At 67.1% G+C, this 14,841-nt stretch carries 14 protein-coding genes; 5 read left to right on the forward strand and 9 right to left on the reverse strand.

Annotated elements, in window-relative coordinates:
* The first annotated feature begins 82 nt into the window (after window positions 1-82).
* Entirely contained in the window at window positions 83-379 is a 297-nt protein-coding gene (locus LAJ19_RS20760; protein ID WP_225524485.1) for a DUF8820 family protein, read from the forward strand.
* Window positions 379-1,380, forward strand: a complete 1,002-nt coding sequence (locus LAJ19_RS20765) for a DUF6745 domain-containing protein (RefSeq protein WP_225524487.1) — start codon at window positions 379-381, stop codon at window positions 1,378-1,380. The genes LAJ19_RS20760 and LAJ19_RS20765 overlap by 1 nt, the downstream gene beginning before the upstream one ends.
* Here LAJ19_RS20765 and LAJ19_RS20770 read toward each other — a convergent pair.
* Genes LAJ19_RS20770 through LAJ19_RS20795 form a run of 6 tightly spaced genes read right to left on the reverse strand, consistent with a single transcriptional unit; the run spans window position 1,367 to window position 7,339 of the window.
* Window positions 1,367-2,287, reverse strand: a complete 921-nt coding sequence (locus LAJ19_RS20770; RefSeq protein WP_225524488.1) for an STM4011 family radical SAM protein — start codon at window positions 2,285-2,287, stop codon at window positions 1,367-1,369. The two genes, LAJ19_RS20765 and LAJ19_RS20770, sit on opposite strands and share 14 nt — an antisense overlap.
* Window positions 2,278-3,594 carry an STM4012 family radical SAM protein gene (locus LAJ19_RS20775; protein WP_225524490.1) on the reverse strand — a complete coding sequence of 439 codons (1,317 nt, stop codon included), beginning with the start codon at window positions 3,592-3,594 and terminating at the stop codon, window positions 2,278-2,280. Before LAJ19_RS20775 ends, LAJ19_RS20770 begins: the two co-directional genes overlap by 10 nt.
* Entirely contained in the window at window positions 3,591-4,391 is an 801-nt protein-coding gene (locus tag LAJ19_RS20780; RefSeq protein ID WP_225524491.1) for an STM4013/SEN3800 family hydrolase, read from the reverse strand. The genes LAJ19_RS20775 and LAJ19_RS20780 overlap by 4 nt, the downstream gene beginning before the upstream one ends.
* Window positions 4,385-5,476 carry an STM4014 family protein gene (locus tag LAJ19_RS20785; RefSeq protein WP_225524493.1) on the reverse strand — a complete coding sequence of 364 codons (1,092 nt, stop codon included), beginning with the start codon at window positions 5,474-5,476 and terminating at the stop codon, window positions 4,385-4,387. Before LAJ19_RS20785 ends, LAJ19_RS20780 begins: the two co-directional genes overlap by 7 nt.
* On the reverse strand, window positions 5,473-6,390 hold the full coding sequence (locus LAJ19_RS20790) for an STM4015 family protein (RefSeq protein WP_225524495.1): 918 nt from the start codon (window positions 6,388-6,390) through the stop codon (window positions 5,473-5,475). The genes LAJ19_RS20785 and LAJ19_RS20790 overlap by 4 nt, the downstream gene beginning before the upstream one ends.
* Window position 6,391: 1 nt before the next feature.
* Window positions 6,392-7,339, reverse strand: a complete 948-nt coding sequence (locus LAJ19_RS20795) for an STM4015 family protein (RefSeq protein ID WP_225524497.1) — start codon at window positions 7,337-7,339, stop codon at window positions 6,392-6,394.
* A 732-nt stretch (window positions 7,340-8,071) separates the two neighbouring features.
* On the opposite strand from LAJ19_RS20795, the gene LAJ19_RS20800 reads away from it, so the two are divergent.
* The gene (locus LAJ19_RS20800) at window positions 8,072-10,090 is read left to right on the forward strand and encodes a VWA domain-containing protein (RefSeq protein WP_255639950.1); all 2,019 of its coding nucleotides are present in this window, start codon (window positions 8,072-8,074) and stop codon (window positions 10,088-10,090) included.
* Window positions 10,091-10,369: 279 nt separating this feature from the next.
* Here the strand turns inward: LAJ19_RS20800 and LAJ19_RS20805 are convergent, their stop codons facing one another.
* The 3 genes from LAJ19_RS20805 to LAJ19_RS20820 form a co-directional block, all read right to left on the reverse strand.
* Window positions 10,370-10,615, reverse strand: coding sequence for a hypothetical protein (locus LAJ19_RS20805; RefSeq protein WP_225524844.1), 246 nt, complete (start codon window positions 10,613-10,615; stop codon window positions 10,370-10,372).
* A 664-nt stretch (window positions 10,616-11,279) separates the two neighbouring features.
* The gene (locus tag LAJ19_RS20815; RefSeq protein WP_225524500.1) at window positions 11,280-12,590 is read right to left on the reverse strand and encodes a flotillin family protein; all 1,311 of its coding nucleotides are present in this window, start codon (window positions 12,588-12,590) and stop codon (window positions 11,280-11,282) included.
* Window positions 12,591-12,728: 138 nt separating this feature from the next.
* The gene (locus LAJ19_RS20820) at window positions 12,729-13,367 is read right to left on the reverse strand and encodes a hypothetical protein (RefSeq protein WP_225524502.1); all 639 of its coding nucleotides are present in this window, start codon (window positions 13,365-13,367) and stop codon (window positions 12,729-12,731) included.
* Between the two features lie 837 nt (window positions 13,368-14,204).
* On the opposite strand from LAJ19_RS20820, the gene LAJ19_RS20825 reads away from it, so the two are divergent.
* Together LAJ19_RS20825 and LAJ19_RS20830 are read left to right on the forward strand one after the other, a co-directional pair.
* Window positions 14,205-14,393, forward strand: a complete 189-nt coding sequence (locus LAJ19_RS20825; RefSeq protein WP_225524845.1) for a hypothetical protein — start codon at window positions 14,205-14,207, stop codon at window positions 14,391-14,393.
* Window positions 14,302-14,733 carry a DNA/RNA non-specific endonuclease gene (locus LAJ19_RS20830; protein ID WP_225524504.1) on the forward strand — a complete coding sequence of 144 codons (432 nt, stop codon included), beginning with the start codon at window positions 14,302-14,304 and terminating at the stop codon, window positions 14,731-14,733. The genes LAJ19_RS20825 and LAJ19_RS20830 overlap by 92 nt, the downstream gene beginning before the upstream one ends.
* Window positions 14,734-14,841 lie beyond the last annotated feature (108 nt).

The raw sequence follows: 14,841 nt of genomic DNA on the forward strand, positions 1-14,841 counted from the left end.
ACCTCAAGGCCCGCTGAATTGTTCCTCTGCTTTCGATATGTTACGCTAATTACGTAAAATCGAGTCAGTCTTAGGAGGAAGCATGCTTTACCGCCATGGTGACGTTCTGATTCAACACGTTGTGCGTCTGCCTGACGCCCTGCCCCGCACCGGGACCACGCTCGCCCGTGGCGAGGTCACCGGGCACAGCCACCGCTTCCAGGATCCTGGCGCCGTGCAGCTGTACCAGGCTGGACTCGACACCTATGTCCGCGTGCTGGCCGACTCGGCGGACCTGATTCACGAAGAGCACCACACCATTACGCTTCCTCGCGGGGACTACCGGGTCTGGATGCAGCGTGAGTACAGCCCGGAAGCGGTCCGCCGGGTGACCGACTGATGACCGGGCGGATGCCGGCCAGCGAGGCCCGGGCCCGGCTGCTCCAGGGCCAGGTCAGTGGGCCACTTCAGTTCAAGGGGAAACTCGACCTCAGCGGCGAGACGGGCCTGAAGAGGCTCCCCGAAGGGCTCAGTGGCGACGTGCTCGATATCAGTGACACGGGCGTCACAGCCCTGCCGGAAACGATGCAGGTGGGCGAGCTGGTGGCCCGCAATCTGCCCGTCACCCGCCTGCCCCCCGGCGTCCAGGTCATGTTCCGCCTGACCCTGGACGGCTGCACGCACCTGAGTGAGTTGCCAGAAGACCTCTCAGTGGGTTCGCTCAACCTGCAGGACTGCCTGTCGCTCGAAGTCCTGCCTGAAGGGCTCGACGTCTGTTTTCTGAACGTGAGCCGCTGTGACGCCCTGAGCCGCTGGCCGGAGCAGGGCCGCGTCCGCTATGGCCACCTGAACGCCCGGGACTGCCTGAGCCTGCGCGCGTTGCCCCACTGGCTGACCCAGATCGCGCAGCTCGACGTGTCGGGCTGCCGCGGCATCACCGCCCTTCCACGGGGGCTGCGCATCAACGGCTGGCTGGACGTGGCCGGCAGCGGGCTCACGGCGCTGCCCCCCGAACAGCAGATCCCTCTGCGCTGGCGGGGCGTGCGGATTGACGCGCGCGTCGCGTTCGAGCCCGAGACGCTGACCGGCGCCGAAGTGCTGGCCCAGCCGAACACCGAGGTGCGGCGGGTGATGATGGAGCGCATGGGGTACGAGCGGTTCCTCAGTCAGGTGGGGGCCGAGGTGCTTGACCGGGACCGCGACGCGGGCGGCGAACGGATCCTCGTCCGTGTGGCGCTGGACGGTGACGAGCCGTTCGTCGCCGTCAGTGTGGCGTGCCCGTCCACTGCCCGGCGCTACGTGCTGCGTGTGCCGCCCACGGTGCGCACCGCCCACGCCGCCTCGGCCTGGCTGGCCGGCTTTGACGACCCGGCCCTGTACCACCCGGCTATCGAGGCATAAGCTGCGCCGCCCGCGCCAGGTACGCGCTGGGCTCGGCCCAGGCGGGCCCTTCCGGAATGCGGGCGAGGAGACCCGGGCCGTACATCTCCTCCGCCCCCAGCGCCGGGAGGTGCACGTACCCGATATGACACTCGCAGGTCGGCCGGCTGCAGGGCCTCGGCCGCAGCAGCTCGGCCACCGGCTGCGCGTACAGGTTCCCCAGGGGCCGGGCAATGAAATGGCAGCGGCGAACCGTGCCGTCCCCGTCCACGCTGATGGCGCTCTCCCCTGCCCCGCACGCCTGTCCGCGCGACGGGTAGCGGCGGGTGTTGACCTCAAAGAGTGGATCGACAGCCCTGAGCCGCGCGAGGTCCTCCGGGGTGTAGTAGCCCGGCCCGACCTTGAAGGCATTGACCCAGAGGTACACCTCCGGCCGCAGGGCCGAGCGCAGGGCCTCGATCTCCCCGAGGTGGCTGCGGCGACCCACCACGCCGACGCTGTAGCGCACGCCCAGGCGGTCGAGTTCGGCGCAGCGGCCCAGAAACCGTTCCCGCGTGACCTCGCCGGGATGATAGGTGGCCCAGAGCCCCACCTTGTCGCGCCCGGCGTCCTCCAGCCAGGCCAGGTGGCCACTCAGGTTCGTCTGAATGGCCACCTGCCGCAGCTGCGGCAGGTGACTCAGCCGGGTGACCGCCTCCTGATAGCGTGGCCGGACCAGCGCCTCGCCCCAGGGCGTGAACAGCACCGACAGCGCACAGGCCTGATCGGCCGCCCAGGCCAGAAACCGCGCCAGGGCCTGCGCATCCGCCCGGTGCTCCTCGGGACTCTCGACATGCTTGGCGAACGGGCAGTACCCGCAGGCGTAGTTGCAGCTGCTCAGCGGGCCGCGGTACAACACGCTCAGGTGCTGGGGCCGGGCTACGCCCACTCGTAAGCCTCGCTGAGCCGGCGAATCTCGGGGGAATAGAGCCACGGCCCGAGGGCGTCGGAACACTCGAAGCCGCGGGCCGTCAGGACCAGGCCCTCCGTTTCCAGGGTCGCGAGACCGCCCTCGATCAGGTCTCTGAGCTGCGGAAAGTCCTGCCAGACGTCAGTGCCGAAGGTGGCCGTGTAGCCCTCTGGGGACAGCCCCTGGAAGTGCAGCAGCGACTGCAGAAGGTAGCGGCGCCGCTGCTCGTCCGTGGACAGGGCGATGCCGTGTGTGGCGAAGGCGAAGTCCTGCTCGGTCCGCCCGGCGTAGTCCTGAAGAATCCCACGCACGCCACGCGCACCGACGGCGTACTCGCTGGAGTAGTGCAGCGTGCGCGTGTACGACCGGGCGCCGCACCCGAGCCCCACCATGCCGTCGAGTTGACAGGTGTATTCCGGCTCGGACAGCAGCGGCAGACTGGCCTTCTGAAAGCGGCGCATGGAGGTCTGCAGGTAGCCGTGAGACCGCAGGTAGTCGCGGCCCAGACGGTAGAGCTCCAGGCGCTCGTCGTCCCAGGTGCGCCCCAGGCGACCGATTCCAGTCAGAGGCCGAACATACAGGGGATACAGGAACAGTTCCTCGGGCGACCAGCGCAGGGCTTGTTCCAGGGAGTGCAGCCAGGTCTGCGGCGTCTGATGCGCCAGGCCGTAGATCAGGTCGAGGTTGAGCCCGGGAAGCCCCGCGGCGCGGATCTGGTCCAGGGCCTCGTGGACCTGCACGGTGCGCTGGCTCCGGCCGACACTCCGCACCTCCGCTTCAACAAAACTCTGCACGCCGATGCTGACCCGGCTCACGCCCCGCTCGGCCAGCACCTGCATCCGGTCGGCGGTAGCAGTGGCTGGGGACGTTTCGACACTGGTGGGCAGCGCCGAGGGCCGGGCCTCAAAGGTGCCCGCCAGCAGGTCGAAGAGTCGTTCGAGTTCACCGGCCGAGAGGTAGGTGGGGGTTCCGCCGCCCAGCGCCATTCTTGAGAAGCTCGCCTCTCCTAAGGCACCCTGTACGGCCCGGGCCTGCCGGGTGACGGCGTCGAGGAACGCGGTCTCCAGGGCCTGAGGTGCGCCCACCGTCGTGAACAGGTTGCAAAAGCCGCAGCGCATCTCGCAGAACGGCACGTGCAGGTAGAGGAACAGCGCGCGGCGGTCCTCGTGCGCCCACGCGTCACGCAGGGCCACCGGCATCTCAAAACGCCGGTAGGCTGTCTTGTGCGGGTAGCCGTAGGTGTAGGCCTGGTAGGGCCCGCCGCGCAGGACGTCGGGGAGCCTCATGCCGCACCCGGAAGCACGAATTCGGCGTAGGGCACAGTCCATACCAGGGGATGGGCCAGCCGGTGGCCGTGATACCCGTCTTCGCCGAAACAGGTGCCGTGATCGGCACAGACGATCAGCAGGGCCGGGCCGCGGGCCCGCAGGGCCTCAAACAGAACGGGCAGCGCCGCGTCGACGCTGCGGAGTGCCGCCCGCTGGCTCTGCGGGCTGTCGCGCCGCGCGCCAGGCAGGTAGAAATGGGTGGGGGTATGGGTCGCCGCCATGTTGAGTAACAAAAAAACTCGCTCCTTGATTTGGGTGAGGCGCCGGGCGGCCAGTGCCACCTGCACCCGCGCGGAATCGGGGTTTTTCACGCCGCTGGCCGGGGTCCAGTGCGCCTCGTGAAAGAGGGCCGGCAGCGCGCCCCCGAGGGCGGTCTGCCCGTTGAAAAACCCCACGCCCCCCAGACAGACGGTCCGGTAGCCCCGGTTGGCCAGGGCGGCCGGCAGGGTCGCTTCCTCAAACGTAAACGTCGTGGGCGACGTGCTGGCGCTGCCCGCGAACTGCGCCGCGAACAGGCGGGCGTGGCGCCCGGGCCGGGCGGGCGTGGGCAGAAAGCCCGCCAGAAACGCCTGATGCGCCGCGTAAGTGAAACTGCCCGGTGTGTGCCGCTCTTCCCAGCGCCCTTCCGGCAGCAGGGGGGCCAGGTGGGGCAGTTCGCCGGAATCCAGCGCGGCGGTGGCCACGTCGTAGCGCAGGCTGTCGAGGGTCAACAGCACCACGTCACAGCCGGGAATCAGGCCTCGCGCACTCAGCATGGTGCCGGCTCCAGGACGGCCCGCAGCTGCGCGCCGTAGGTGTCCAGCCCGTCCACGTGCACGCCCCGGTGATAATCGCCAAACGCGTTGACTTCCAGCACGGCGGCCCGGCGAAGGCCCGGGGTCAGCAGGACGTCCACGCCGCCATAGAGGGCGCCGGGAAAGGCAGCGAGGGCCGAGCGCGCGACCCCCATCACCTCGGCCCATCGCTCAGGCCCGGCCGCGGCCCGCAGCGCTGCTACGTCGCCGCGCTCGTTGCCCAGATGCAGGTTGGTGATGGGTCCGCGCGCCGCACGCACCAGGGTGTGCTGGGCCCGGCCGCCGATCACCACCACCCGCAGGTCGATCGTCCGGCCTTCAAAGCTGGCTTTGGGCAGCCAGCGCTCCACATGCAGCCGGTGGGGGGCCAGGGCGTTCAGGAGGGCATGCACCTCTGACCAGGCGTCATAGCGGACCAGTCTCCTTGAGTTATAGAGCCGCCCGTCCACCATCCGCACGGTGGTCACCGCCGAAACGCGCGTGCCCTTCCACTGCAGCGCGACGGCCCCGGAGGCGCTTGATCCGTGGGCCAGCTTGACGAACACCCGTGACCAGCCGCGCCCGGCCGCCTGCTCGAAGAGGGCTTCGGCAGACTCAACGCGTGGGAGTGCCTCCGGAACAGGAACGCCCGCGGCCAGCAGACGCGCGTGCGTCGCGGCCTTGTCGAACATGGTCAGAATATGGTCGCTGCGCTGCATGCGGACGTGAGGTGCGGCCTGGGCGAGCTGCGCGTCGACCTGCTGCAGAAACCGGGCGAACCCTGCGTACCAGGCCTGCATGGGCGCCAGTTCACCGGCGGTGAGGTCGCCCGGCGTCCCACCGCCGAGTCCGATCAGGGCCTCCTCCGTGGCGATGTCCTCTCCCGGCGAATCGAGGCGCACCACGGTGCCCGGCCGGACCTGTTCGCAGAGGTGGACATGGCCGCGCAGCACGTCGAGGTACGACACCACCTGGGGGGGCGGCAGGCCGCGCCCGGCCAGGGACGCGGCGAACGCCTGGGCGCGGCGCCCGGCCGGCGGCGCGATCAGCAGAATCTCCGGCGTCATTCGCCCAGGGCGACGAACCGCCACTCGTCATCCGGATCCTCGGCCTCCTCAGCGTCGACGTCCGGGCCCAGCTGCTTGAGGCGGGCGACCATGTCGGGCGTGCAGAAGTGATGACGAATGATCAGCTGCTTGAGCTGCGCCGCCCGTGGGCTTCTGAGCAGCGCCGCAGCCCCTTCATCAGAGAAGGTTCCCAGCGAAAGGTCCAGGGTCTGAAGACCCTCCAGGACCGGTGCGTCAGCCAGCAGCTGGGCCAGCTCGTCCTGAAACTCCCCGTTTTTCAGGCCCAGGTACCTCAGGGCTGGAAAGAGGGTGCCGTCCAGCAGTGGGGCCAGATCATCGGCGCGGCCGGTCGCTCCGTAGTTCTCTGCCCCGAAATACAACTCCAGGTGCTCGAGTCGCGGGAGCCGGGCGCTCATCACTTCACGGATCACCTCACCCGGCAGGCCGCCGGCCTGAATGATCAGGTGGCGCAGCTCCGGGAGGTCCAGCCGTCCGAGGCTCAGGTTGTTGCCGCCCCGCACGCCGAAATGCGTAAGGTCACCGTACGCCGCGAGAAGCGCGGAGAGGTCAGCCTGCTGAATCCAGGAGACTTCGTTTTCTTCCGACGTGATGTCCCCAAAGAACATCACGCGCAGCTGTGGGAGCCGGTCCCGGGCCGTCACCAGCGCCTCGAGGACCTCGGTGGGCGCCACGTCGCTGTCCTCAGCGCTCCACCAGCCGACCACCAGCCCGGGAACTGCCGCGACACCCGGTAGCTCCAGGAAGGTCCGGAAGCGCTCGGTCCAGGACACCGGGTCATCCCACTCGACACCCAGCCGCGCCATCGCTATCGCCGGGTCCGGCAGGGGGTCACCCAGGGCCCAGTCCACAACCTGCAGGCCGCCAAACGCCGTCAGATGTTCATGAATCGCCACGTCATTCCCCCAGGGCGACGTAGCGCCACTCGTCATCATCGGTGTCCTGAGCGTCAGAAACGTCGAGCTCCAGGTCCTGACGTTCGGCCCAGGCGGTCAGCTGGGCGCGCAGCGCCTCGGACATCCAGTTGAACTGCAGATCCAGTTTCTGCAGGTGGCCCAGCGCCGGACTGTCCAGCAGCGCGCGGCCCCCTTCATCAGTCAGGATGCCCATAGAGAGATCAAGCACCTCGAGCCCCTGCGTGACCGGAGCCGCGACCAGCAGCTGCGCGATCTGGTCCTGAAAGTCACTGTTTTTCAGCCCCAGGTACTTCAGCTGCGGAAAGCGGCGTCCGTCCAGGATCGGCGTGAGGTCGTCGGCGCTGCTGGTGGCGCCGTAGTCTTGAGTCCCGAGGTAGAGCTCCAGGTGGCGCAGCGCAGGCAGATCGGCCGTGAGCACCTGCCGGACCAGCTCGGCGCTGAGCCCGCCCGCCTCGATGATCAGGGTGTCGAGGTGAGGCAGGTGCAGGTGCGGCAGCTCGAGGCCGTTGCCGCCCCGGATGCCCAGATGGGTGAGCTTCGGAAAAGCCATCAGCAACGGGGAGAGGTCGCCGTTGCTGATCCAGGAGACCTCATGCTCTTCCTGACCAATATCATTGACGTACAGCACGCGCAGGTTCGGCAGCTGGGGCGCCGCCTGCCGCAGCGGCTCGATCCAGGACGCCACGGGGTCCTCGTCCATCAGGACGTCGGTGCTCCAGTAGCCGGTGACAAGCCCTTGGATCTGCTCGACGCCGGGCTGCGCCAGAAACTGCGCGAGCAGCTCGGCCCATTCCTGTGTTCCGTCGTACTCGACACTCAGGCGGTGAATCGTGTGCTCCGGGTCTCCCAGGGCCTCTCCGGGCTGCCACTGCATCACTTCAAAGCCTCCAAAGGTGGAGAGATCCCCGTACGACGGCGTGTCGGTCATAACTCAGCCTAACGTGCGGTCAGCGGTGATGACGCCGCGTTTCAGCAGGTCCCGGGGGTGGGTGGAGGCGGCCGGGGGCCTCCGGAACTGGCCCTGAGCGGACACCTGAAGCGGGCGCGCGGCTGCATGTCAGACCTGGGAGCCTTCGGCGTGCCCAGGCTGGAATTCCCAGGCGTCGTCCGGCGGCTCAGGGCCTGCTGCTGAGCGTCTGCGTGATAGGCCCGGATTTTTCCTCTGGTTCAAGCGCGATGGTGCCGCCCTCACGATCAGAAGTCAACCAGTTGCCGCTGACCCCGAGTGTGAAAGCGCCATAGCCTGGCAGATCCTCCCAGAGCACCTCAGGCAACAGTGGCTCCAGCGGTTCGGTCTCGCCCCGCTGCACCACACACCAGGCCGCCGGTCCGCTGGTCCGAGGCAAGCCACGCCGCCAGGCAAGTGGCGGATGCCCGGACCTCCCAGCTCGCCGGCAACTTCGCGCCGTTCCGTTGCGGAGGAGACACTGCGTTCATTCAGCGGACTGAACAGCTCGGGCACCGTCGAGATCGGCAACAAGCCGCTTCACTTCTGCTACGCAATCGCGGGGCACGCCCAAATTGCTCGCCGGTTGCTCAGGGGCAGGTTCGGTCATACCCTTTGCCTCCGCCGTCCCAACCACTAAGCTTGAGTCATGCAGCGCCCAGCCCTCGGCTGAGACCTGGAGGGCACGCTCAACGCTGCCACAGGAGGACCGCCATGTGGTCATTGTGCCGCTTCGCACGTCATCATTCCCTGACGCGTCTGTGTCTTGCCCTCTTCCTCTCTGCATCAGGAGCAGGACAGGCCCAGAGCGGTCCCACCATGATCCAGTTAATTCTGGATGCTTCGGGAAGCATGTTTTCCCGCCTTCCAGGGGGCGACACGAGGATGGCCACCGCACAGGCCGTTCTGACAGATTTCATCGGGCGTCTGCCGGACGATCCGAAGCTCAATGTGGGCCTGCGCCTCTACGGCGCGGCCATAAATGCAGCGGACCCGGGTGCCTGCCAGGACAGCAAGCTGGTGCTCCCCATGCGCGGGTTGGACCGATCAGCACTGCTCGCCGCAGTCCGAGGCGCGCGGCCCAAAGGCGCGACGCCGATCGTCTACAGTCTGCAGCAGGCCGCTCAGGACTTCCCGGCCGCAGCAGGCCGCCGGGTCATCGTGCTGGTCACGGACGGGCAGGAGTCGTGTCAGGGCGACGTGAAGGCAGCGCTGGAGGCCTTCCGGGCCCGCGGCCTGGAAGTCGATCTGCGCATTATCGGCATTGATCTGGACGCCCGCGCTCAGGCTTCCTTTGCAGGAGTCGGCACCTTCGTCAATACCCGAAGCGCTGGCGAACTTGCCTCGGCGCTCGGGCAGGCGGTCCAGGCTGTTGCGCCGCCCGCACAGATCAAAACCCCAGTGGTCGTCACGCTGACGTCCGGCGGACAGCCAGTGACGAGTGGTCCAGTGGTCCGCATGACCCGCACTGTGGGCGGCGCGGCGGCCGAGTCGCTTCAGAACGCGGGCGGCGAGTACCGTGCAGAGCTCGCGCCAGGCACCTACTCCGTCCAGGTGCAAGCGACCAGTGGAACACAGACGTACGCTGGCCTGACGGTCACGACGGGTGGACCAAACCGGTTTGCTTTCGATATCGCTGCCGTGCAGGCCGTGCAGTTGCAGGTTGCTCCTGCCCAACCGGTCGCGGGTGGCCGGGTCACGGTAACGTACAGCGGTGCGCCGGGCGGCACGAACAACTGGGTAACGCTGGCGCGGCGCGACGATCCCGACACCGCCTACCTGGACTGGTTGAAGGTGTCGGGTGCCACCGGACAAGTGGACCTGGCAGTTCAGGATGAGGAGGCCGTGTTCGAGGCGAGATACGTGCTGGTCAATCCCGACGGCAGTACCCGGGTTGTTGGTCGGAGTGCGCCGTTTACCGCCCGCCGGGCCTCCGTGTCTCTCGCAGGACCAGGCAGTGCAGCGGCTGGCAGCCAGATCGAGGTGCGGTGGACCGGGCCAAACAACCCCGGAGATTACGTGACCATCGTCCCCAAAGGCGCGCCAGTCGGCACCTACCTCAACTACTTCTACACCAGGAACGGTAATCCAGGACGCTTAATCACGCCGTTGGCGCCGGGCGATTACGAAATCCGGTACAACAACGACATCAGCGGGCGCATGCTCGCCAGCGTGCCGATAACCCTGTCGGCCGCGTCCTATGCCTTACAGGCACCCCCCACTGCAGCGGCCGGCAGCCAGATCGAGGTGCGGTGGACCGGGCCAAACAACCCCGGAGATTACGTGACCATCGTCCCCAAAGGCGCGCCAGTCGGCACCTACCTCAACTACTTCTACACCAGGAACGGTAATCCAGGACGCTTAATCACGCCGTTGGCGCCGGGCGATTACGAAGTCCGGTACTCCACCGAAGCGCAGAGCCCCAACCCAACGCTTCACAGCGTCCCGGTCCGGCTGACTGCTGCCACCTATGGTCTGGTCGCGCCGCGGGAGGCGAAGGCAGGGTCCACGATTCAGGTTCGCTGGACCGGACCAAACAATGGTGGGGACTACGTCACCATCGTCCGCAAGGGCGCACCTGTGGGCGCTTACCTGAACTACTTCTACACTTCAGCCGGCAACCCGGGACAACTCACGCTTCCGAATGAACCTGGGGACTATGAGTTGCGCTACTCCACCGAAGCGCAGAGCCCCAATCCAACCCTGTTCAGTGTGCCTTTTACGGTCAAGTAATTTGGTGGTCCGCCACGGGCATCCTGGGGGAAGCCGAACTGATTTCGGCAGTCTAGGGGCGCACGGGTCTCCTGCATGATGAGGTCGTGATACCCATGGCCGTGGGGAGGCATGAGCCCTCTCGTCCGCGAATCCCTGAAGCCTCCCGACGACGACCCGAACGATCCTTCTGAGCGACTGGCTCTCCGGGACCTGACGCAGCAGAGCTCCGCGCTATCGCGTGTCCTGGCGACGCTCGGCGTTTGGATCGTTCAGCCATACCCTTGTGGAAATGCCTCGTCATACGCCCCCCGGCACATCGCGACCGGGCTCGGCGCTCGACCGGTCGACACCGTTCAAAGCCGCACCTTTCTCCACGCCCTGAAGCGCCGCCGGGTGCGGCTCGACCATACCTGCGTCCTCCACCGCGGCGCGCAGTTTCTGGTCGACTTCGAACCCTTCCTCTCCGGGTGCCCTGAACTCACGCGCGAGCAACACTTCCCCGTCCTGAAACACGGTCGGAAGGCGGTCAGTCTGGTCCGACATGGGGCTCAGCATCCCGTGGATGCCCTGCGCTGGAAACCCGAGCAATTCAGGACTGTTCTTGAACCGACTGAGGGCTCAGGGACCTGATCCATCGTTAGCAGATACTTTTCCCAGGCGTTGTCGGGGCAAGACGGCAAATTCGCTCCATGCTCCGTCCTGCAAGAATTCACCCGCTCCACTGGGACCACAGGTGCACCTTCGATGGTCAACTGCTGTCGACCATGGGCTCGGGGCCGCGTGCCCCACAAGGCGAGCCAACTCCCACAGCAGGCTGCCCGGCACGCACGTGGACGACGTGATCAGAGCGCTCCGGGCCGCAGCGCCAGAGGGAGGGGCCAGCCCTGCTCCCACGGTGGCCCACAGCCCCAGCGCCTGCCCCACCCTGACGCCTCAGGAGGACGGTGATCGGCCTGGAGACTCTCCGGCCCCTTATTGATCACGGCGTAGCTTTATATCGGTTGCCGTCAGACTTCAGGTGTCTGGGTGAGCTTGATCGCTGACGGGTCTGGACGGGAGCAAGGCGAACCTGTGCCGTTCTCAATAATGGTAGTCCGTTGACTTGTCCGGCAATGGCATCCCAGTCGCAGTGGAGGCTGATGTCAACATTCCTCTTGGAATGCGTGCTGAACGTCGTTCCTTTTCAGAGTGACTACCAATAACCGGTTCATTGTTCTCTGGACAGGCCCTCTGGTGCGGGAATGGCCGGCCCCGTATTCCCCTGCACGGCTTGCAGCGTCAGCAGCATCTTGACCACATCGGTGATCTGGCCGGTGGCCTGCCCGGCCGCGCCTCCCGGATCGCCACCAGAGACTGTCACCAGTTTGGCCTGGGCCAGGGCGCGCGCCACTTCGGGCACCAGCAGGGGCAGCATCTCTATCTGGCGGTAGCGCAGATAGGCTTCTCCGCCGGCCATGATGGCCTCGTTGACCTGGCGGATGCTCTGGGCGTTGGCCTCGGCCAGCTTGACCACCCGAATGGCCTCCGCGTCGGCGGCCGCCGTGGCCTCGATCCGCACCCGCAGGGCGTCGGCCTGCGCCAGCTGCGTGGCGCGCAGTTCGGAGGAGCGCTGGGTGCCGAGGGCGTCTTGCTTGAGCGCCTCGGCCTGCGCGATCAGGGCGGCGTTGCTGGCCTGGGTTTGGGCCAGTTCACGGGACTTGTCGCTGATCAGGCGCTCGGCGTCCAGCTGCGCCTCGCGCGCGCGCCGCGCCTGCTGGGTGGCCACGATATCGGCGTTGGCGCTCGCCTCGGCCGCCGATTGACGACGCCGGGCGTCGGCCACCTCACTTTGCACCACCTTGATGTTCAGCGAGTTGAAAATCAGCCCCAGATCGGTGAGTTCCTTGCTGCACGCTTTGCGGATGATGATGGCCAGGGGATCGTCGTCCTCTTCGGCCGCCTGAATGGCGGGCAGGGTGGGATCGGCCCGCTGCTCTGCGGCCCGCTGCTCTGCGGCGCGGTCTTCGGCGGCGCGGGGCCCGCGCGCCGAGGGCAGCTGGGTCGGCGCGGTTTTGGCACTGAACAGCTGGTCATGGGTGAGCAGGTTGATGGCGCGGCGACCGGCCGACGACAGCAGATCGTTGAGAATCGCCATCTGGTCGTCTTCGGGTTTGGAAAAAAAGCGGTTGGCCGCGGTCTTGATCAGCTGGTCGGAGTCGCCCACGCTCACGATGGCGCTCGCCAATACCCGGACCTTAATCGGGCGCGGCACGCCCAGCGCGTCAATGTCGGCGGTCTGATCGGTGATGTCGAGGTCGACATTGATCGCCTTGCTCGACAGGGTGGTGCCGATGGTCAGCAGCGGCACTTCCAACGACTTGCCGGGGCCCCGGTAGATGACGGTGGCGCCGCGCAACCAGCTGACCATTCGGATGGTCCCGGCCTGCACATTGCGCAAAAACCCGCCGACCAGGACAGGAATGGCCACCAGCACCACAGCGAGGGCAACGGCGATAAAAATAAACGTGTTGAGGTTCATGGTCAAGCTCCTTGATTCGGTGGGCCGCGGCCAGGCAGCCTGAGCGGCGCAGGCGACCTGCAGGCACCACAGGGGGGCAGCCCCCGTTCAGGCGCAAACGTCGGGCGGGGCAGAGCGAGGGCGGCCGGACCGCCCGCCTCAGCCCAGCTGTGACACGGTGCAGCGGTGGCGCTCTTCATCCACCTGTTCGACCCGCACCCGGTCGCCGAGCCTGATCCGGAGACCACCTGCGCGTTCTGCGGCCGACTGCACAGCAAGCAGCTGCCGGATTTCACCCTCAAATTCCAGCAGGACCAGCCCATGTCCGTCCTGGTCAAAATCCGTGACCGCCTGAGCGGCAGACAGCACCGTGCTGCTCAGCGAGCGCGCTGGCCGGGACTGAAAGGTCATCAGGGCGTTCCAGTAGGGCCCCGTGACCCAGCGCTCGAAGGCCAGACCGCCCATCCCGGCCCCCAGCCACACTGCTCCGGCGGACCAGGCGGCGGTCAGGGGCAGGCCCGTCAGCACCAGACCCACCAGGCCAAACCCCAGCAGGACACTGAACACGACTCGGGGGGAAGTCAGCAGCAGCGCGGTGCCCAGCCAACTGCCGCCGGGACTCGCGGAGTGAGGGCTGTGGACCGGCCCCGCCTGCGGCGCCGAGTGGGGGGCCGGATGACGCGGCAGGGTCCCTCCGTGCGGCCGAGCGCCGGGCGAGTGTCCGTGCGCGAGGCCAAGGCCGGCCATGGCCAGCAACCCGAGAAGTCCAAAAGCAGCGGCAGACAGATAAACGTTCATGTCGGTACAGGCTCCTCTGGAGCGTGAGGCAAAGAGAGGGCCAGTGCGCTCCGGCTGTGTCCGGCCGCCGTCTGGTCCTGACGTCAGGCTACTCCTCAGGCAGGGGGCCAGCCAACGAGTTCCTGCAGGCGTCACAGGTGGGTGCAGTCTGGTCGGGCGGCACAAGGGACTCACCCGCAAGACCAGCGGCATGTTTGGTGCTGTGCAGCGGCAATGGCCCGCTCCGGGCCACCACCAGCCGCCAAACCTGTTAACCACCAGAGCAGCGTGTAGTGTGCCGTCCAGTGCAAGCCTGACCTGGGCGCAGCGGGGCGAGCTGCGGGTGTGGCGCAGCGGTGTGGGCTGGCTGATCCAACCGGACGAGCCCGAGCCGGACGGCACGGTGTACCTGGTTCTGATCGTCAAACGGCTCAGCCGGGAGGAGCGGCTGGCTCTCCCGGCGGCGTCTCTGTCGGAGTGGGCGGACTGTAGGGTCAAACCTCGCGCCGGTCGCGTGGGCCGCAGGAGGGCGATTCCCGGCGTGGCGAAGTGGCGGGACATGGCTCATCGCGCCGGATGCCCAGCCGACAGAGTCACGGGGGAGGGAGGCGTGTCGTGGCGCCTCCCTCTGACGCCCAAATTGATACACCGATCACATTCAGGTGATTCGGTAGACACCGTCATGAAATACGCCTTGCTGCTCCTCCCGGCCCTGCTGGCCGCCTGCTCCACCGCCCCCACGCCGGTGGCCGACCCCTACAAAGCCCTGATTCGCTCCGTGAGCGTGAGGTCGACCTCAGCGAGGTCACCCGCGACCTCACGCCCACGGAGGCTGCCGCATTCTTCGCCCGGTACGGCATGGGCTTCCAGGCATACACGGAACTGCAGGCGCAACTCGCCGACGGCTGCCCGGTGCGCTTCACGGGCAGCGACCTGAACACCTGGCACTTCATCAATGGCGGGCACTACTACATTGACGGGGAAGGCCGCCCCCGCAGCGCGTACCGCTACCTGCCAGGGCAAGGTCGGCAACCTGGACAACCCTGACGGCTATGACGGCGGTCACCTCGTGGGCAGTCAGCTCGGCGGGTGGGGCCGGCGGGCGAACATGGTCCCGCAGGAGCAGAACTTCAACCGCGGCAACTACGCACAGATTGAAAACCAGACCGCGAAGTGCACGCCGCTCACCAGAAGCAGCCTGACGTACCTCGCGCGGGTCACGTACCTGAATCTCAGCACGAACACGCCGAGCACCTGGACACTGGAACCCAAACTCAACGGCGAGGTGATAACGCGGACGTTCGACAACGCCCCGTACGGCGGGCCGAACGGCACGACCTCACGGCAGCAGATCGTGAACTGGCTGATCAGTAAAGGCTGCGTATAAGCGGGAACCTGAAGTCGCCCCTGCCTCACGTCAGGGGCAGATGGCATTCGCGCACGGCGTCCAGGAACGAGCCGCCTTCCCGGTAGGTAACCTCATCTCCATTGACCT

It is taken from the genome of Deinococcus taeanensis, assembly GCF_020229735.1.
Classification (GTDB): Bacteria; Deinococcota; Deinococci; order Deinococcales; family Deinococcaceae; genus Deinococcus; species Deinococcus taeanensis.